The sequence below is a fragment of the Cystobacter fuscus genome (genome assembly GCF_044360685.1).
Lineage (GTDB): Bacteria > Myxococcota > Myxococcia > Myxococcales > Myxococcaceae > Cystobacter > Cystobacter fuscus_C.
The window spans coordinates 1,744,891-1,762,934 of sequence record NZ_CP043491.1; the positions used below are offsets into that span (position 1 = coordinate 1,744,891).

An 18,044-nucleotide genomic window follows, 5' to 3' on the forward strand; every position below is an offset into this window, starting at 1 on the left:
CAGGTGAGAACAAGGGGGGCGGTGCCCTGTCAAGGCGGGGGCGGAGGGAGCGCGGGAACCTCTCCGCTTTTCCGGACGCGCTCTCCGGCACCTGCCTACCATGCCAATCATGACTCCATTTCGATCCTCGACGCTGAGCGCCGCGCTTGCCTCCTCGGTGGCCCTGATCACCGCATGTGGTGGCGGCAACGACGACGGCACTCCTCGGTGGGTGGATGGAAACCCGGCGCCAGCAGCGGTCGCGGCAGTGGCCGTGGCAGCGGGTGGAAGGGCGGCCTCGATTCCAATCGGAATCGAGAACGTCAACGACTCGCCGTTGAAAGCCGCGAACTATCGGGTGCTGCTGCGCTTCGTGCCAACCAGCACCATCTCCATTGACCGGTTCTACTTCGGCTTCAAGTTGCGCGGCGCGACCTGCTGGGACGCCAACAAGGCGGGTTATGGCGCTGGAGACGGCGGGCTTCTTCGCGGGAGTCTCGTGCAGATCAACCCCACCACGGGGCTTCCGGCGAACGTGATCGCCACGGAAACCGTCAACGGCTGCACCCGTCACAATGAGGCCAGGGCGGAGGCCAATGACGCGATCCCGGTTCTCGCCTGGGTGAACACACCCGCGACGCTCCAAGGCGGGACGATGTACGGCTTGATCGTGAGCAATGCACACGCCAGCCCGGCGGCCAACTTCTTCTCGTTCAACGCGCCGCTCGCCGACACCGCCCTGGCGGGCCCCCATGCTCGCAATGAGTTGAGCGCGACGGCCACTGGTGCCCTCCTGTCACTCGATCCACGCGAACATGTGGCCTGGTCCGAGGACAATGGCGGCACATGGCGATATGGATCCGCCAATGGCCAGTACCGTTCCTACATGAACGACAACGACACCGCTCACCCGGCAACGCGGTTGCCGCAATACGGTTTCCGGTTGTCGAACGGAACGAATCTGGGAGGGCAGCCCTACTACGCCTACTTGACGGATTGCGTCGGCTGTACTGTCGCGTATCCGAACGCGCGTTATGCCCGTACCTTTACCGAACTCGGCGGATTCATCGCATCGGGTACGAACGTGGGCACCCTGACGATCAGGAACACGTCGACTGGCGCGCAGTCGAGCTGCACGCCCTCTCAAGGCTATGGCTTCCGCAAGTGCACGGTGCCCACCGCCGTGTCGGTGGCCGTGGGGCAGAGCTATACGGTGAGCTCCACTGGCTCCGTCGAAATCATGAAGATGGATTACTCACAACGGCTCTTGTTTCCACAGGTCGGCACCGCGAACGGCGAGTTTCGCGCTTATCAACCGACCCCTGCTTCTGGCACCAACGCGCGAGACGTACCCAGTCTCTGGGCAGGTCCGCTTTCGCCCTACTTCGACAACTGAGCGATGGCGCACTCCGTGGAACTGCTGTCCGCGCGGCCTGTTGGCCGAGAGGTCGTAACGCGCCAGACCACACCTCCGCTAATCGCGGCGAAGCCGGAGAACGGATTGAATTCCACGGTGCCTGGATTGAACCACCAGCCAGTTGGGAGCAAGGGCCGGCTGGAGGGCGTGGTGCTCCTCGTGGTGCTCGTGCTGCAGGCCGCGTGTGCGACGGGCGCGACGGGGCGCGGGTTGTTGGCGGCACCCGTGGCGCGTTCCTCCGCATCCGGCATGGAGCGGGAGGCCGTGTTCGACGTGGACGTCATCGAGCCGGGGCGTGTGGCCACGTGTCCGGTGCCGCTCACGCGCGAGGATTTCCAGCGGGCCATCTCACGGCTCGTGCGCTCCATACGGTTGGAGGCGGGACCTCGGGAGGAGGCACGGAGGCTGTTGGACCTGGGGCTGGAGGAGGAGTGGCTGGCGGAGGTGTATCGCGACCGGGTGCTCACCCTGGCGCCCCTGGGCAAGGAGGCATCCCTGTCTCCCGAGGCCGAGGTGGCGCTGCGCGAGCGCTACCTGACGTGGTGCGGGAAGAGGGGAGGGGGAGACTGTCTGGGCTTGTTGGATGATGGGCCCTGGTTGCGCACGGATGACCGGCGCATCCTGGCGCTTGCGCTAGCATTGGGCCCGGTGCTGGACGAAACACGCGCGGCGGTGGCACGCGAATTCAATCCGAGGGCGGTGGTGGCGCTGGTGGTGTGGACGGTGGGGTTGTACCTGGCGCTGTGGCTGGTGCCCGAGCCGATGATGACGAAGGGGCTGGCGGCGACGCTCACGGTGATTCTGGTGGGGTGGTTGGGGGTGGACACCGTCTGGGGGTTGATGGATGGGTGGGCGCGTATGGCCACGCGGGCCCACGAGGCGAGCAGCTTCGAGGAACTGCGAGAGGCGGGCGAGGAGTTCGCGCGAGTGCTGGGACGTGATGCGGCGCGGGGGCTGATTCTGGGAGTGGGGGCGGTGGCGGGAGGAGCGCTGGGTCAGGTGGCGAGCCGGGTGCGTGCATTGCCGGGCTTCGTGCAGGCGGGGGTGCAGTGGGAGGCCCAGGCGGGTGGTGCGGGGGTGCAGGGACGGGCACGAGCGGAAGAGGCGGCGCGAGCCCTGGTCGAGGCGGTGGAGTCGGTGCACACGGTGGCGGTGAGTGCCGAGGGTGGGCTCACGCTGGTGATGCTGAAGAAGGGAGCGGGAGGAGGTGCTCCTGGACGTGGAGGGTCCACGGTCATCCGGCATCGGGGAGGCAATCAGCAGGTGTTGCTGGGCAATGGGCAGCGCTGGCACCTGCCACGGGGCAAGTGGCTCGGAGACATTCCCGCGAAGGATCCAGTGGGAGACCAGCTCCAGGAAGCGGTGACGCAGGCGGCGAGGGAGTGGGGTCCCGACAAACTGAGCTTCGGTGAGCGGGATGCCATCGCCAAGGCGACGAAGCGAGGCAGGTACTGGCTGGCGCGTTTGCTGGAGCGCGAAGCTCGGGGCCGTTTCGTTCATCGCAGGGTCCAGGACCAGTTCGAGGGACTCCTTGAGTGGAAACCCAAGGGGGTCGACGTGGTTGATCCTGCAACAGGCCACAAGTACGAGATTCTCTCCGGAACGGAGTCGAATCTCACGTTGCATGGCAGGCGCATGGCGGGCGAACTCTTCCGGATGCTTACCTTCTGAGAGGTCCAGCCATGACAGGGTTGAGGAATGTCATCTTCAGGGACAGGGAAATCAAAAATGAAAGATTGGAGCTGACGGATAAGGGCGCGCTTTATTTCCTTAGCTCCAACCTGACGTTGAAAGACTGCACCATTGTCCTGAAGGTGTCCGCCAGGAACCTGATCATCAAGGATGCCCGGTTCATTGGCTGCACCTTCGAGGTGAAGCAGGAACTGAAGAACCATCAGCAGTGGGTGTATGCCTCCTTGAAGGGCTGCCGGTTCAAGGGGAGCCTGTCGGGGTGTGACTTTGGCCACTGGCCCGAATACTCGACCGGGGCGGAGAACGGAGCCATCGAGGACTGTGACTTCAGCGAGGCGCGCCTGGACGGCTGCCGCTTCATGGGCTGTGAGCCTCGGACCTTGCGGTTCCCCAAGTGGCCATGTTTCACCATCTTGAACCCTATTCAAAATGCCAGCGAACTCCGTCGCGCGACCTGGCCCGGCAGCTTTGGTGAGGTCACCGTTCAGGAGCTCGATCGGCAGCCAGCGCCCACGGCTGCCGTGACGTTGTTCGCTCCCGCCATGGCCAGGCGGCACGAGACCACCCCGGATGCACTCAGGGCCGTCATCGAGCAGTTCGATTGCATTGTCTACTGAAGGGTGAGGCTCCGGGGCGGCCCGTTCTGGCGCCGCCCCGGGAGGCTCAGGGGCAGAGCTGGTGATCGTCCAGGGGGTTGATGTGACCCTCGGCATCACCCGTCAGGGACAAGGCATAGATGCCCCCATCCCAGGATCCGTCGTTGAACGTGACCCGCGCGTTGGGCGCCAGCACCGTGCCCTGGATTCCAATGCTGCTCGCGTCGATGCGCGTCGCATCCACGAAGTTGAAGAGCACGCGGTGCAGATCGATGCCGCCGTTGAAGAGCATGGCGAACCCGGAAAGGGTCGCCGAGGCGCCGCGGACGTTGACCACGGCAAAGGATCCAGCCGGTGCGTGGAGTTGGAAGAGCGTGGCTTGGGTGAAGGCGCTGGCGCTCATGTCGAAGACGTTCAAGGTGGGGTGGGTGCCGTTCAACAGGAGGCCTCCCCAGGACTCACGCGACGTACTGCCATTGGCCGGAAGGTGGTCGAGCCGTGAGGACAGGTCGTGCAGTTCGTTGAACCGGGTCGCGAAGTCGATGGGCGTGCCCTGGGCCGCGCTGCCTCGTGGGTAGACCACGCTCTGGTTGGTGCTGTAGCCGCCCGCGTACCGGGCGTCCCCCCAAACGCCTCCGCGCGAGAGGGTGAGGAAACCGCCAGCGACCAGGGTATTGGCGATGTCATTATCCGGCAATCCCCATCCCACCGAGAAGTTCGTCAGGGTGATGTTGCCACCCGCCGCCACCTTGCCCACGACATCGTGTCCCCCGTTGTAATCCTCGCGCAAGAACAGGTTGTAGTCATTCAGGTCGATGTTCAAGCAGCAGGCACCCGTCGTGGGCTGGCGGACGACGGTATTCGAGATGGGATGGGAGCAGCTCGCGCCCGTGCCGTCGCAGGTTCCACCACAGACGGAGTCTCCGTCCGCGCAGGCGGGACGGTCTCCCACCGGGGCCCCGGTGACCGGCGAACACGTTCCGACCGAGCCCGGGACGTTGCAGGCCATGCACTGCTCCGTGCAACTGGTGTTGCAGCAAACCCCATCCACGCAGAAGCCGCTGAGACAGTCTTGCGCGTCCGAGCAGGTGCTTCCTCCGGGGGCTCTGGGTGAAGTGAACAGCGCGGTGAGGACCGTGTCCGCGGTGAGGGTGATGTCGCACGGGTTGGCGGAGCCGGTGCAGGCCCCCGTCCAGCCGACGAAGGTGTCACCCGGCGCGGCGGTCGCGGTGACGCTCACCAGGGTTCCCTCGAGGAACCGCGCGGCGGCCTGGGTACAGGCCGCGTCGCAGGAGATGGCCGCCGGACTGGTGACCACGACGCCCGTTCCACTTGACGCGGGATCCTTGTTCACGGTGAGCAGATACAGCTTTCCGATCGAGTCCGTGTCGACGCCCTGATTGTTGGTGCTGTCGTTGTCGACGACTCCCTCGGGGACGGTGACGGAGGCCAGATTGGAGAGCCGGCCACTTCCAGAACCGCTCACGACGGTCGCGCTCAAGGTGAAGATGGCCTTGCCGTTGACGGGCAGGTGGACCTTCGCATCGATGTCATCCGTGCCCGCCGACGTGGCGCAGACGCCGCCGTTGGAGGCAGTGCAGGTCCAGGTGGCGGAGGTGAGCTGGGCTGGCAGGGTATCCGTGACGCGCGCATCGTTCACCGCCGCGGGCCCGTTGTTGGTGACCTCGATGAGGTATTGCAGGGTCTGGCCCCAGCCGACCGCTGCGACCCCATCGCTCTTGGTGATCGCCAGATCCGCGAACACCTTGCCCTCGGTGATGAGCGTCTCCACCAGGGGTCCGAGGAGGGCTGAAGTCCTGTCATCCCGGACCGTGTAGCTGCCGTTGCTCACGGTCCCCGTGGCTCCCGGATCGATCCGCACGGTCAGTTGGAAGGTCGTGCTCGCGGAGGGATTGAGCGTGCCCAGGTCGCAGGAGACCGTGCCCGTCGCGCCCACCGGGGGGAACGTGCAGACCGCACCCGGCGCGTTGAGCCCCAAGAAGGTGGTGTTCGCCGGCAGGGGCTGGTCGACGATGACATGGGTCGCCGTGTCCGGACCCGAACTTCTCACCAGGTAGGTATAGGTCAAACTGTCGCCAGCATTGGCTTGAGCGGGTGCACTCGCGGAGATCGACAGCCCGGGAAGGAAGGCGCCAAACCCATCCACATAGACGTGGCCGAAGTGGGCTCCCGGCGAACACCCGGCGGCGACGACCGTGAGTTCCACCTCATCTCCGATGTCGATGTCCGCGGCGGCGGGAGCGAAATCGAAGATCTGCCAGTCGGTGTAGAGCACCTGGGTCTCGGGGTCCATCTTCCACGGGACACCGGGTTGATTCGAGTACTCGAACTTCGAGAACAATTGTTTGTTCCTCGTGGTGTTGTTCACCACGACGTAGAAGTAGGGCTGCTCATAGGCTTCGTGCCCGGGGTTCTCGAAGACCGGCGCGAGCACGAAGCGGAGGTGGAATCTCCCATCCGCCGGATCGATGTCTGAGTTGGTGACCCGGAAGGTCTGGCTCAAGCTGTTGGCGTTGCCGTTGTTACCGTTTTGATTGACCACCGCGGCCCACTGTCCGTAGCGGGGGGCGCGGAGAGTCGACCCGGCACTGAGCCCCTCCGGAATTCGCGTTTCCTGGGCACCATTCACCGCGAAGGTCAGGAGGCTTCCCCCAGCGTAGAGATGCAGATCGGAAAAGCTGTTGGGGGGGACGGAGCTCATGCCTGGGTTGATATAGCTGCTCACGGTCCAGTGGTTCAGGCCGCCATCCTCGAAATCGCCGTTGCTCACCAGTGGCGCTCGGGTCTGTCCCAGCGAGTGTTTCGGGGGAGACGGCTTCTCCTGCTCATCGAGGCGGGTCTTGCACCCCCAATGTAGCAGGCCAAGCGCGAAAACGAAGAAGGCAGATCTGACGACGGAATGGGTTCTCCGCGGCATCATGTGATGTCTCTCCGCTCTTTCGAGCCAAGTCATGGGTTTGGTTGGATGCTATGTTTTTATAGCGTCCCGCATGGCGTGTATGTAGACCGATGGGTGGATGAGAGCGTTGATATTCCGTAACCATTCACCGGTTTGTGCGGTCAGACAATCATGAGCAGCTCCAACGATGGATCATCAGTCGGATGCGCGACGCTGTTGATGCGGACCAAGGACGGGGTTGGCTGGGTTGAGACGTGGACAATGCTCACTCGCCGCGTGACGGAACGTGACGGAACGTGACGGAACTGGAGGCATGCCCGAGGCAGGACTCCACCAATTCCTCCAAGCCGCCGTCGTCGGACCCTGCTGGAGTGCAACGGACTTCCAATCAGTTCAAACGCCCTTACGACTTCAGCCGGAACAAGGATGATGAATGATCTTCAATAAGGTTTTCCATGGGAATGAGAAGATCGAGAGCGAATGTTTGGAATTGATGGATAAGGGCTCGCTCTGCTTCCTGGGTTCCAAGCTGATTCTGAGTCATTGCACGCTCGTATAACGGAGCCATCAATGACTGCGGCTTCAGCGAGGCGCGCCTGGATGATTGCCGTTTCATGGGCTGTGAGCCTCGAACCTCGCGGTTTCCCAAGGTTCGCTCCCGCCATGGCCAGGCGGCACGAGACCACCCCGGAAGCACCCGGGGCCGTCATCGAGACGTTCGACTGCATTGTCTACTGAAGGGGTGCGTGCTCGCGGGCCTCAGCCCCGGGCGAAGGCCGCCGCCGCCTGGGCCTGGGCCTCCGTCGGCGTGACGCCGGTATAGAGGATGAACTGCTCGAGCGCCTGGAGCATGGCGACCTCGCCGCCAGAGATGAGGCGCTTGCCGAGCGCGCGGGCCCGCTCGAGGAAGGGCGTCTGGATGGGCAGCGCGACGACGTCGAAGGCGATGTCGCACGCGGCGATGAGGGGCTCGGGGAAGGCGAGCGCCTCCTGGTCGGCGCCCGTCATGCCCAGGGGCGTGACATTCACCAGGAGCGGGGCCGGCGCGTCGGGAAGCTCGGCCTGCCAGCGGTAGCCATACGTCCGGGCGAGCGCGGTGCCAGCGGCCTCGTTCCGGGCGATGATCGTGCCGGCTCGCAGCCCGGCGTCCCGGAACGCGGCGGCCACCGCCTTCGCCATGCCACCGCTGCCGCGCAGCAGGAAGGGCGTGTCCGGAGCGAGCCGGGCCCGTTCGATGAGCCTGCGCACCGCGACATAGTCGGTGTTGTACCCGGTGAGCCGGCCGCCATCGTTCACAAGGGTGTTGACCGAGTCGATGGCCCTGGCCGAGGCCTCCAGCCCGTCGAGCAGCGGAATCACCGCCTCCTTGAACGGCATGGAGATGGCACAGCCGCGGATGCCGAGCGCGCGGATGCCGCCGATCGCCGCGGGCAGATCCCGCGTCGTGAAGGCCTTGTACACGTAGTCGAGGCCCAGTGCCTCGTAGAGGTGGTTGTGGAAGCGGGACCCGAAGTTGCCGGGCCTTCCCGCCAATGACATGCACAGCTGGGTATCGCGTCCGATGGGGGGCTTCATGGCGGTCAGCTCCTTCAGTCGAGGTCGCCCGGTCTCGTGAGCCCATCCACACCGCGAGAGGCTCCATCCACGGCGTGGATTGGCCGGAGGTCGGCGCGGAGGATGTACCAGAGGAAGCGGCCCATGGCAGGCGCTTTGCTCCAGGCGGGTGAACACCTCCTTCAGGAACTGTCATGTCCCTTCCCGTGACCGGCCGTGCCGGTGCAACCGCTGCCTCCCTGGATGAAACCGCCGCGACCCAGGGCGCGGCTCCGCCTCTCCCGAAAGCACCGGGGAGCAGGACCCTGGCCGCGCCCGAGCGCAACACCCTCTCCCAGGCTCCCGATGCTTCGCCGAGCGCCAACTCGCCGCGCGAGGTGCCCACGGGAAGGGTGGATTACTACCGCCGGAGGGAGGAGGACTTCCGCGCGCGCAATCCGGGTGTGCAGCCACCTCCGTACTACCTGCAATACGGCGACAAGTACGTTCGGGCCTTTTCGGCGCTGGGGCCCGAGCAGTTGTCACTCGACGGGCTCAAGTGGCGCGACAAGGCGCTGAAGCTGCTTCAGGTGGAGATGGAAAAGGCGCGCCGGGAAAACGGAAAGGAATTCGCCGAACTCGAACGCCGTCCGGAGGACTTTCGGGAGTTCGCCTACTCGACCCACGTGAAGGCCTATCTGGATGCGGGGCTTCTCTCCCTGTCCACGCAGGATTTGACGACCATCCTCACCACGCCGGACCTCCAGGATCTGCTCAACAAGGATGGGCTGGCGCAGATCCTCAAGGTCCTCGACCGGGTGGGGTCCAAGGATGTGGCGACCATCGTCAACGCGACCTCGTCCCAGGTCCGGCAGGAGCTTCAGGATCAGGCAGATCGGATGGAGCGCGAGGTGAAGTCATTCATGTACCAGCGCTGGTGGGATGGAGGGATGCACTGATCATGATGCGCCATCTGCTCAAGGTGCTGCTGGTCCTCCTGTTCTCGCCTTGTCTGCTCTGCCTGGGAGGAGGTGCCTATATCTGGGGCCGCCACACGCTGCGCGAGGGGTGGGGCATCGGCGTGGGCAACAACAGGTGGATGCCCGTGGGGCCGGAAGAGCCCGGGTGGGACATCCATGATAGGTTCTATGTGGGTGACCACTCCGCGTTCTTCACCCGGCATTGGGATGTCAGGTCGAGTGCGATCTGGCGGGTGAGCCGCCATGGCATGCGCCTCGTGTCGTTCTTCGACGGGATCGTGTTGGATCTGAGCAGTGCCGAGGGTGTCTGGTTCGGGGTGCTCTCCAAACCCGTCGAGGTGGGCAGGAGTGACGAGCGCATCCACCAGATCATCCGCTCTGTCGACGGGGGGGAGTCCTGGGAGGTGAGAGGGGTGCTCCCCGATTGGGGCGAGCTGCTCGCCGTGTCACCGCGAGAGGTCTGGGCACTGTCGAGCTGGATGCTGGTGGTCAGCACGGATGGGGGACAGACGTTCTCCCCCGTGGCGCTTGCTGGCAAACCGGATTTCCTCCGGGACCGGCTCGTGCCGGGTCCGAATGGGACCGTCTGGCTCCTGGGTCCCAGTGGGCTCTTCCGGTTGTCGGACCAGGGCCGGACCTGGACGTACGAGCCCATGCCGGAGGCCGAGTTGCAGGCGGGGGATGGAGGCATGCTCGCCGGCCGGGTGGGAGAGTGGCTGGCCATCCGCCGTGATGCGCCGGGGGAGGAGTGGAGGCCCATCACGGATCAGCCCCATTACGTGAGTGGCCTCGCCGTGTCGGGAGACACCGTGCGCGTGCTCTCCTTCCCCAGCGATCCGTTCAAGGACGGGGGGCACACCTGGTACCACCACAGCGAGGATGGCGGACGCACCTGGGAGCATGTGGACACCGGGCTCTTCAAGGTCGCCATTCACGGGCTGGAATGGGGCATGGGGGCCGAGATTCGGGGCCCCCTCTTCGGCCATGTCCCCGGGGGAATGTTCACTCAGCGGTGAGGTAGTCGAGCAGTTGGGCTTCGTTGGTGGTGATCAACCGCTCGATGCCGTCCTGCCGGGCATAGCGCTGGACCTGCATCTGCCCGATCACGGTCTGCACCAGCACACCCACCTTGCGAAAGCCCTCGCACCACCGGGGGGTGAGGCGATTCATGGTGGCCTCGAAGGCGGGATCATTCCGGCCGGGGGCGGCCCGGAGATCCGCCAGGAGGGCGTAGCGCGCGCGTCCCTGCTCATCCAGGGTGTCGCACAGCTCATCCATGACATCCTCGAGTTCCTGGATCGATGCGTAGGGGACGTCGGTGCGCTCGGTGAGCAGGATGCCCAGGAAATCGTCCGCCTGGACGATGAAGTGGGGGGTGCGGAGGACGTGCCTTGCGCCAGACAGCAGGCTCGCTCGCGGAGGAGGCACGCGAGAGGGGAGGGGAGCCATCAATGCGGATCTCATCATGGGGCGGAGGCCGGGGTGGAACCGGGCCACCCTATGCATGGAGGGGCGGGTGAGGGAAGTCCCGTGGGGAGGGGGGCCCTCGGGGACGTGCACTCCCGGACGGCTCGTCCGGTCCGCCTTCCGAGAATGCTGCCAACGCGGGGCGGGAGTCTTACCCTTGCGGGTCATGAACGCCTCTGTCGCCGAGAATCCGCTGCTTCAGACCGAAGGATTTCCCCAGTTCGACCGCATCCGCCCCGAGCACGTGGAGCCCGCCCTGCGCGAGCTGCTCCAGCGCATGAACGCGCAGCTGGACGAGCTCGAGCGCGAGGTCCAGCCCACCTGGGCGGGCACGGTGGAGCGTCTGTCCGCCATCACCGAGCCGCTGGGCCTGGCCTGGGGCGTGGTCAACCACCTGATGGGGGTGCAGAACAGCCCGGAGCTGCGCCAGGCGCACGCCGCCGTCGAGGGGGACGTGGTGGAGAGCTTCATGCGCATCGGGCAGAGCGTGCCCCTGTACCGGGCCTACAAGGCGCTGCGCGAGGGCGGTGAGTGGAAGTCGCTCGAGGAGGCCCAGCACCGCATCATCGAGGCGGCCCTGCGCGACGCGGAGCTGTCCGGCGTGGGGCTGGAGGGCGAGGCGCGTGAGCGCTTCCAGGCCATCGAGCGGGAGCTGGCCGAGCTGTCCACCCGCTTCTCCAACAACGTCATCGACTCCACCAAGGCCTGGTCCATGACGCTCACCCGGCGCGAGGAGGTGGAGGGGCTGCCGCCCAGCGCGCTCGCCATGGCCGCCCAGGCCGCCCGGCAGGGTCTGGAGCCCGGGGCCCCCGAGCCCACTCCGGAGAACGGTCCGTGGCGCATCACCCTGGATGGCCCCAGCTTCCAGCCCTTCATGGAGCACTCGCGCCGCGAGGAGCTGCGCGAGAAGGTCTACCGCGCCTACGTCACCCGTGCCTCCTCGGGCGAGGTGGACAACCTGCCCCTCATCGAGCGCATCCTCGCGCTGCGCCAGGAGAAGGCCCGCCTGCTCGGCTACGGCTCGTTCGCCGAGGTGAGTCTGGCGGCGAAGATGGCGCCCGGAGTGACGGCCGTGGAGCAGTTGCTCGGGGAGCTGCGCGGGGCGGCCCGCTCGCGCGCCCAGGGCGAGCTCACCGAGCTGACGGAGTTCGCCCGCCGCAAGACGGGCAATGCCTCGTTCGAGTTGAAGCTGTGGGACTCGGCCTTCTGGGCCGAGCGCCTGCGCGAGGAGCGCTACGCCTATACCGACGAGGAGCTGCGCCCGTACTTCGCGCTGCCGCGCGTGCTGGAGGGCCTGTTCGACACCGCCCACCGGCTCTTCGGCGTCACCGTGCGCGCCGCGGATGGCGAGGTGCCCGTGTGGCACGAGAGCGTGCGCTTCTTCCGCGTGGCGGACGAGTCGGGCCAGGACATCGCCGCCTTCTACCTGGACCCCTACAGCCGTCCGGCCACCAAGCGGGGCGGGGCGTGGATGAACAGCGCGCTGGACAGAAAGCGCCTGCCCCAGGGGGGCCTGCGTCTGCCGGTGGCCTACCTCGTCTGCAACGCCACGCCGCCGGTGGGCGGCAAGCCCGCGCTCCTGACCTTCCGCGAGGTGGAGACGCTCTTCCACGAGTTCGGTCACGGCCTGCAGCACATGCTCACGCGCGTGGACTTCCCCGAGGCCGCCGGCATCAACAACGTGGAGTGGGATGCGGTGGAGCTGCCCAGCCAGTTCATGGAGAACTGGTGCTTCCACGAGGAGACGCTCTCGCGGCTCGCGCGCCACGTGGACACCGGGGAGATGCTGCCCAAGGCGCTGCAGGACAAGATCCGCGCCGGACGCATCTACCGCGCCGCCTCCGCGACGCTGCGCCAGGTGTACTTCGCCACGCTCGACCTGGAGCTGCACCACCGCTACCAGCCGGGGGGCACGGACAAGGTGGTCGACATCCAGCGGCGCGTGGCCCGGGAGAACACGGTGATGGCACCGCTGCCGGAGGATCGCTTCCTCTGCTCCTTCTCCCACATCTTCGCGGGCGGCTACGCGGCGGGCTACTACAGCTACAAGTGGGCCGAGGTGCTCTCCGCGGATGCCTTCGCCGCCTTCGAGGAGGCGGGGCTGTCGGACGCGCGCGCGGTGGAGAAGACCGGCCGGCGCTTCCGGGACACGGTGCTCGCGCTGGGCGGCAGCCGCCACCCGCTCGTGGTGTTCGAGTCCTTCCGCGGCCGCGCCCCCAGCACCGAGCCCCTGCTCAAGCAGACGGGCTTGTTGGAGACGCAGGAGACGCGCGTCTAGCGCGCCCGGCTCAGGGCTCGTCCCGGGGGAGGAGCCCCGCCTCCCGCATGCGCCGGGCCGCCCAGGCCTCGGCGCCGGCCAGGTTCGCGAAGGTGGCCAGCGGCGGGTAGAGCCGGACGAAGTGCAGGATGGCGCTGAGCGACAGCTGCATGAGGGGCGAGGTGATGATGACGGCCGAGCCCTGCACGCACGCGAGCAGGGCGCGCTCGTGCTTCTCGAACCACTCCACCTGCCGCCAGCGCTGATCGAGCGGCACCACGCCCACCCGGGAGAGGTCCGCGAGCAGCACGAAGCGCTCGCCGCGCCGCAGATAGCCGGCGAAGGTGTCCAGACACGCCTGCTGCTCGTGCGAGGTGAGGTTGCCGGGCAGCCGCAGGACGAGCAGCGGCCAGCGCGAGTCATCGAAGAGGGTCGAATCCGGCGGCGATCCGTCGCGGGATCCCGGTGAGGGGGAGTCCGGGTCCATGGGGGGAGCCATTCTGACAGGCCCGTGAAAACGTGCTATGGCGCGCGGGTCCGGAGGGCTGGTGGATTCGCGTCGAACCGAGGGTTTTCTCTATCTGGCGGGCTTTGGCGCCTCGATTCCACTCTCCAACTGGATGATCGGCCACGTGGGGGTGGTGTGCCCGGACGCGGGGCCGTGCCTGCTGCCCGTGGGGCCGGGGCTGCTGGCACCCAGCGGCGTGCTCGTGGTGGGCCTGGCCTTCGTGTTGAGGGACCTGGTGCAGCGCCGGCTGGGCAAGGGCTGGACGCTCGCGGCGATCGCCCTGGGCGCGCTGCTCTCGGGGGTGCTGGCGCCGTCGGCGCTGGTGGTGGCCTCGAGCGCGGCCTTCGCCGTGTCGGAGCTCGCCGACTTCGCCGTCTACACGCCCCTGCAGCGGCGCGGTCTGGTGCTGGCCGTGCTCGCCAGCAGCGCCGTGGGGCTCGTCGTGGACAGCGTCCTCTTCCTGAAGCTCGCCTTCGGGGGGCTCGACTTCCTGGCGGGGCAGGTGGTGGGCAAGGCGTGGATGGTGCTGCTGTCGCTGCCCCTCGTCTCCTGGCTGCGGCGCCGGGACGAGCGGCTCGGCCTCGAGCCCGCCTGATCCACGAGGCCACGCACTCCCGGAGCAATCCGGAAATCTCCTGGCGGCGTGGGCGCAGGATTCCGCCTCTGATGCGTCGTGTTAACCGCCAATACCTACCGTGGACGGAGATTCGGGGAGGCGTGGGAGCCGTGCTCTACATTGCTTCTCCATGTCCACCCTATTCAAGCCAGAGCCCCGGGTCGCCGAGCCCGCGCCGGTGACGCGAGGCGACGCGGTTCGCCCCTCCTCGCGGCCCCTGGCGGCCCATCTGGTGTGCGTCACGCTTCCCGAGCAGGGGGATGAGCTCAACGGCAAGGCGCTGTGTGAGCAGCTGCGTCGCTTCCTGCACGCTCACCCCGGCTCCTGCTGCTTCTTCCTGGAGGGGACGGGCATGGTGAACGCGCGCATCGGTTTCGCCAACGCCTTCAAGGAACTGGATCGTGAGTGGGGCGCGCGCATGGAAGTGGTGTGCGCCATTCCCCTGCCCATCCCGAGGATGATGGCCCACACGGTGGCGACCAGGGCCCAGGCCTCCTGGCACATCTTCCGCACGCGCGTGGAGGCCGAGATGCACCTGCAACTGCGCGGCTACCTCGCCGCGGATGGGAGTCCCTGCCCACGGGGGCCGGTTCACGTGAGCTTGCACCCCTTGTCCTGACGTTCCCGTCCTCCCCTCGGGACTACCCCTGGGGTCGGAGCGCACCCGCCAGGAAGCGACGATGCTCGAGGGCCGGTGCTCCGGACTGTTCTTCCTCGAAACATCCGGGCTCCGACACCCGATGTCGCGTTGTGGCTGACTTCCTGTGTTTCCGTCTTTCGGCTAGCTTCGAATCTTCCGCTCCGAGGGAGCCGGAGGAGCGGCGCATGATGCTGGGGGGGACGAGGACATGCCGAGTTTGATGGCCCTGCGGCGACAGGCCTGGGGGGACGTGCAGTCGAAGCTGCGTGACCTGCCGCGTCGGGTGAAGCCACTGCGCAACCTGTTGGCGGACGAGTCGGAACTGGCCAAGCCTGGTTCGCGGTACATGCCCCTGGTGGACACGGCGAGGGTGGACGCGTACCGCAACGCCATCGAGCGCTATGTGCAGCCGGGGCACGTGGTGGTGGACGTGGGCACGGGCAATGGCCTGCGCGCCATGCTCGCGGCCCGGTGTGGGCCTCGCAGGCTGTACGCGGTGGATGTCTCGAGTGACCTGGACACGGCGCAGTGGGTGGCGTGCCGCAACGGCTTCACGGGCATCGAGTTCGTGCGCGCCGACATCTCGCGCTTCCAGCCGCCGGAGCGGGTGGATGTGTTGCTGCACGAGCTGGTGGGCGAGGGGGTGTTCGACGCGGGGCTGATTCCCCGGTTGCTCGACGCGAGGGAGCGGCTGCTCGTGCCCGGAGGCCGCATCCTGCCCCACCGCTTCGACATCTTCTTCGAGCCGGTGCAGTTGCGCGAGGAGGCGCGGGTGCCCTTCTTGTGGGATCAGCGCCTGCCGGACGTGGACTTCAGCTGCCTGCAGATCCTCCGCGACACCCTGAATCCCACGTACTTCACCCGGCTCATCCGGCCCCAGGACGTGGAGCGCTCGCTGTGTGAGGCGAGGCCCGCCTTCACGCTGGACCTGGAGACGCTGCGCTCGGGCTCGCTGCCGCGGCGCCTGGAGCTGGCGAGGCCCGTGGTGCATGGGGGCCGCATGGACGGCCTGTGCCTGTACTACCGGGCGCACTTCGATGACACGCTGTCCTATGACACCATCCCCGAGCGTCCTCGCGCGTGCGCTCCGGTGATGCTGCTGCGCACGGACAGCCGCGACTTTGCCCGCTACGAGACGATCCGCGTGGAGATGTCGTTGCCGGACCTGGCGGACATCACCACATGGCGGTGGAACTTCTCGTGAGGGTAGCCGCCTGCGTGTCCCGTGCCTCGTCGCGCTCCTGCTGTTGATGACCTCGTCGGCGGGGGCTCAGGCTCCCGCGGTGACCCAGGGGGCGGGCACCCCGCGCTCGCTGGCGGGCCGGTGTGGCTCGGCCAACTGGGTGTGCGTGGCGCAGTGCATCGACGTGACGTGCGTGGACCGGTGTCTGGCCGAGGGGTGTGAGAAGGCGCTGGACGCGCTGGCGGCATGTGCCGCCCGGAGCGGCTGTGGCCCGGATGATTCGGACTGCGTGGAGCGCGTGTGCGGCAAGCAGTGTGAGCGCACCTTCGAGCCCGCTCCCCGCAGCCCCGAGAAGGAGACCGCGGATCCGTGCGCGGACGGCTCGGTGGGCTCGGGCGCGGTGCCCAAGGGGATGGTGGGTACCTGGAGCCTGGAAGCGGCGAGCGTGCGCCCCGAGGAGAAGGCCAAGGTGGTGGGCCAGGATGCGCCGCAGGACGTCAAGCCGCGCCCGGACTTCGAGCGCACCCTGGTGGTGACACCCAACGGCTGCTTCCTGTTGCGCACGAAGCTGGAGGACGCCACGCTGGGCAGGGGCAGTGAGTTGGAGGTGCGCTCCTGGGGCGCCTTCGTGGTGGACGAGAAGGAGGACACGGTGGAACTGCGCACGAAGTCCGGCCAGGCGGTGGGCATGGTGTGCGGCAAGCCCCGTGTCGTCGGCCTGTCCAAGGGCAAGTTCCAGCGGCCCCTCTACAAGTACGAGCTGGAGGGCGACGTGCTCGGGGTGACCGCGCAGACGACCGCCAAGCAGACATTCCAGTTCCGCCGGCAGGCGGAAGAGAAGGCGAAGTAAGCGCATGGCCGAGCGGATGAGCCCTGTCGACGCGGCGTGGCTCCAGATGGAGGAGCCCACCAGTCTCATGGTCATCACGGCGGTGCTGTGGTTCGACGGTCCGTTGGACTTCGAGCGGCTCGCGCGCCGGGTGGAGGAGCGGCTCGTGGCGCGCCATCCGCGCTTCAGCCAGCGCGTGGTGACGCGAGGCCTGTGGAGCACGCCGCACTGGGAGGAGGTGCCCGGCTTCCGTGTGGAGGAGCACCTGCGGCGCACGCGGCTGCCGCCTCCCGGGGGCCGGGAAGCGTTGGCGCGGCTCGTGGGCGAGTCCATGGGCACGCCCCTGGAGCCCTCGCGGCCCCTGTGGGAGCTGCATCTCTTCGAGGGGTACGAGCAGGGCTGCGCGCTCCTGGCGCGTGTGCACCACAGCATCGCGGATGGGATTTCCCTGGGGCGGGTGTTGCTCGCCCTGACGGACGCGAGCGCCGAGGAGGGACCGGAGCAGGAGGATCCCTTCGAGGAGCCGGAGGCCTCGCCGGGCACCTGGACGCGGTTGTGGCGGGGCGCCCGGAAGGTGGCGGACACGACCCAGGCGGCGCTGAAGCGGGGCGGGGAGTTGTGGGCCGAGCCCATCCAACTCATGGACCTGGCGGTGGAAGGGGCCCGGGGGGCCTCGGCCCTCAGCCGGCTCTTGTCGCTGGTGCCGGATCCCCCCTCGCCCTTCACGGGCCGGCTCGGTCTGGTCAAGCGCGTGGCGTGGTCGCGGCCGGTGCCCGTGGAGCAGGTGCGCGCCATCGGCCATGGCACGGGCAGCACGGTGAATGACGTGATGATGGCGGTGGTGGCGGGCACGCTGCGCCGCTACATGCGCGCCCGGGGCAGAGAGCCGAAGGACCTGCGCGCCGTGGTGCCGGTGAACCTGCGCTCGCTCCACGAGCCCCTGCCGCGCACGTTGGGCAACCGCTTCGGCATGGTGTTCCTGCCGCTGCCGCTCGCGTTGGAGGAGCCGGTGGAGCGGCTGTGGGAGCTCAAGCGGCGCATGGACAGCCTCAAGCGCTCACCCGAGGCGTCCGTGGTGTTCGGCATGTTGACGGCGGCGGGCCTGGCGCCCGCGCCGGTGGAGCGGGCCGCGGTGGAGGTGATGCGGCGCAAGTCCTCGCTGGTGCTCACCCACGTGCCGGGGCCCCGCAGGCCGGTGTACCTGGCGGGCGCGCGGCTGTCGGGCATGGCCTTCTGGGTACCCATGGCGGGACGGCTGGGCCTGGGGCTGAGCCTCTTCCGCTACGCGGGCCACGTGACGCTCGGCGTGGCCGTGGACGCGGGCCTCGTCCCGGAGCCCCGGGTGCTCATCGAGGACTTCGAGGCGGAACTCGAGGCGCTCGCCCAGGCGGTGCGCGAGGTGGGGCGCGCGACGTCCTCTTCTTGAG

The 18,044-nt window shown here is 67.4% G+C and carries 15 protein-coding genes; 11 read left to right on the forward strand and 4 right to left on the reverse strand.

Annotated elements, in window-relative coordinates; translation table 11 throughout:
* The first annotated feature begins 109 nt into the window (after positions 1-109).
* The 3 genes from F0U63_RS07310 (at position 110) to F0U63_RS07320 (ending at position 3,705) form a co-directional block, all read left to right on the forward strand.
* A complete protein-coding gene (locus F0U63_RS07310) occupies positions 110-1,375 on the forward strand; it encodes a hypothetical protein (RefSeq protein ID WP_395845089.1) in 1,266 nt (421 codons plus the stop codon).
* Between the two features lie 105 nt (positions 1,376-1,480).
* On the forward strand, positions 1,481-3,067 hold the full coding sequence (locus F0U63_RS07315; RefSeq protein WP_395845091.1) for a hypothetical protein: 1,587 nt from the start codon (positions 1,481-1,483) through the stop codon (positions 3,065-3,067).
* 11 nt (positions 3,068-3,078) lie between these two features.
* A complete protein-coding gene (locus F0U63_RS07320; RefSeq protein WP_395845093.1) occupies positions 3,079-3,705 on the forward strand; it encodes a hypothetical protein in 627 nt (208 codons plus the stop codon).
* A gap of 46 nt (positions 3,706-3,751) precedes the next feature.
* On the opposite strand, the gene F0U63_RS07325 is transcribed toward F0U63_RS07320, so the two are convergent.
* Complete coding sequence (locus F0U63_RS07325) at positions 3,752-6,475, reverse strand: choice-of-anchor A family protein (protein ID WP_395845095.1); 2,724 nt, start codon at positions 6,473-6,475, stop codon at positions 3,752-3,754.
* Positions 6,476-7,363: 888 nt separating this feature from the next.
* Positions 7,364-8,179, reverse strand: a complete 816-nt coding sequence (locus tag F0U63_RS07330; RefSeq protein WP_395845097.1) for a shikimate 5-dehydrogenase — start codon at positions 8,177-8,179, stop codon at positions 7,364-7,366.
* Positions 8,180-8,352: 173 nt separating this feature from the next.
* On the opposite strand from F0U63_RS07330, the gene F0U63_RS07335 reads away from it, so the two are divergent.
* Positions 8,353-9,096 (forward strand): hypothetical protein, encoded by a 744-nt coding sequence (locus F0U63_RS07335; RefSeq protein ID WP_395845099.1) that lies wholly within the window; start codon positions 8,353-8,355, stop codon positions 9,094-9,096.
* A gap of 2 nt (positions 9,097-9,098) precedes the next feature.
* Positions 9,099-10,133, forward strand: coding sequence for a hypothetical protein (locus F0U63_RS07340; protein WP_395845101.1), 1,035 nt, complete (start codon positions 9,099-9,101; stop codon positions 10,131-10,133).
* Here F0U63_RS07340 and F0U63_RS07345 read toward each other — a convergent pair.
* The gene (locus F0U63_RS07345) at positions 10,120-10,566 is read right to left on the reverse strand and encodes a hypothetical protein (RefSeq protein ID WP_395845103.1); all 447 of its coding nucleotides are present in this window, start codon (positions 10,564-10,566) and stop codon (positions 10,120-10,122) included. The genes F0U63_RS07340 and F0U63_RS07345 overlap by 14 nt on opposite strands.
* Positions 10,567-10,750: 184 nt before the next feature.
* Here F0U63_RS07345 and F0U63_RS07350 point away from each other — a divergent pair, with 184 nt between their 5' ends.
* The gene (locus tag F0U63_RS07350) at positions 10,751-12,862 is read left to right on the forward strand and encodes a M3 family metallopeptidase (RefSeq protein WP_395845105.1); all 2,112 of its coding nucleotides are present in this window, start codon (positions 10,751-10,753) and stop codon (positions 12,860-12,862) included.
* 10 nt (positions 12,863-12,872) lie between these two features.
* On the opposite strand, the gene F0U63_RS07355 is transcribed toward F0U63_RS07350, so the two are convergent.
* On the reverse strand, positions 12,873-13,328 hold the full coding sequence (locus F0U63_RS07355; protein WP_395845107.1) for a hypothetical protein: 456 nt from the start codon (positions 13,326-13,328) through the stop codon (positions 12,873-12,875).
* A 61-nt stretch (positions 13,329-13,389) separates the two neighbouring features.
* On the opposite strand from F0U63_RS07355, the gene F0U63_RS07360 reads away from it, so the two are divergent.
* From F0U63_RS07360 to F0U63_RS07380, 5 genes are all read left to right on the forward strand, one after another.
* Positions 13,390-13,944 carry a VUT family protein gene (locus F0U63_RS07360; protein WP_395845109.1) on the forward strand — a complete coding sequence of 185 codons (555 nt, stop codon included), beginning with the start codon at positions 13,390-13,392 and terminating at the stop codon, positions 13,942-13,944.
* 151 nt (positions 13,945-14,095) lie between these two features.
* Positions 14,096-14,584 (forward strand): hypothetical protein, encoded by a 489-nt coding sequence (locus tag F0U63_RS07365; RefSeq protein ID WP_395845111.1) that lies wholly within the window; start codon positions 14,096-14,098, stop codon positions 14,582-14,584.
* Between the two features lie 229 nt (positions 14,585-14,813).
* The gene (locus F0U63_RS07370; RefSeq protein WP_395845113.1) at positions 14,814-15,809 is read left to right on the forward strand and encodes a methyltransferase domain-containing protein; all 996 of its coding nucleotides are present in this window, start codon (positions 14,814-14,816) and stop codon (positions 15,807-15,809) included.
* 46 nt (positions 15,810-15,855) lie between these two features.
* Positions 15,856-16,638 (forward strand): hypothetical protein, encoded by a 783-nt coding sequence (locus F0U63_RS07375; protein ID WP_395848333.1) that lies wholly within the window; start codon positions 15,856-15,858, stop codon positions 16,636-16,638.
* A gap of 4 nt (positions 16,639-16,642) precedes the next feature.
* Complete coding sequence (locus F0U63_RS07380; protein WP_395845115.1) at positions 16,643-18,043, forward strand: wax ester/triacylglycerol synthase family O-acyltransferase; 1,401 nt, start codon at positions 16,643-16,645, stop codon at positions 18,041-18,043.
* Position 18,044: the final 1 nt, after the last annotated feature.

Excerpts from the sequence above, each read along its gene's own strand:
- F0U63_RS07345 (WP_395845103.1), bottom strand. The coding sequence starts at position 10,566 with ATGGCTCCCCTCCCCTCTCGCGTGCCTCCTCCGCGAGCGAGCCTGCTG.
- F0U63_RS07340 (WP_395845101.1), top strand. The coding sequence starts at position 9,099 with ATGATGCGCCATCTGCTCAAGGTGCTGCTGGTCCTCCTGTTCTCGCCT.
- F0U63_RS07320 (WP_395845093.1), top strand. The coding sequence starts at position 3,079 with ATGACAGGGTTGAGGAATGTCATCTTCAGGGACAGGGAAATCAAAAAT.
- F0U63_RS07380 (WP_395845115.1), top strand. The coding sequence starts at position 16,643 with ATGGCCGAGCGGATGAGCCCTGTCGACGCGGCGTGGCTCCAGATGGAG.
- F0U63_RS07330 (WP_395845097.1), bottom strand. The coding sequence starts at position 8,179 with ATGAAGCCCCCCATCGGACGCGATACCCAGCTGTGCATGTCATTGGCG.
- F0U63_RS07370 (WP_395845113.1), top strand. The coding sequence starts at position 14,814 with ATGCCGAGTTTGATGGCCCTGCGGCGACAGGCCTGGGGGGACGTGCAG.
- F0U63_RS07335 (WP_395845099.1), top strand. The coding sequence starts at position 8,353 with ATGTCCCTTCCCGTGACCGGCCGTGCCGGTGCAACCGCTGCCTCCCTG.
- F0U63_RS07355 (WP_395845107.1), bottom strand. The coding sequence starts at position 13,328 with ATGGACCCGGACTCCCCCTCACCGGGATCCCGCGACGGATCGCCGCCG.
- F0U63_RS07365 (WP_395845111.1), top strand. The coding sequence starts at position 14,096 with ATGTCCACCCTATTCAAGCCAGAGCCCCGGGTCGCCGAGCCCGCGCCG.
- F0U63_RS07350 (WP_395845105.1), top strand. The coding sequence starts at position 10,751 with ATGAACGCCTCTGTCGCCGAGAATCCGCTGCTTCAGACCGAAGGATTT.
- F0U63_RS07375 (WP_395848333.1), top strand. The coding sequence starts at position 15,856 with ATGACCTCGTCGGCGGGGGCTCAGGCTCCCGCGGTGACCCAGGGGGCG.
- F0U63_RS07310 (WP_395845089.1), top strand. The coding sequence starts at position 110 with ATGACTCCATTTCGATCCTCGACGCTGAGCGCCGCGCTTGCCTCCTCG.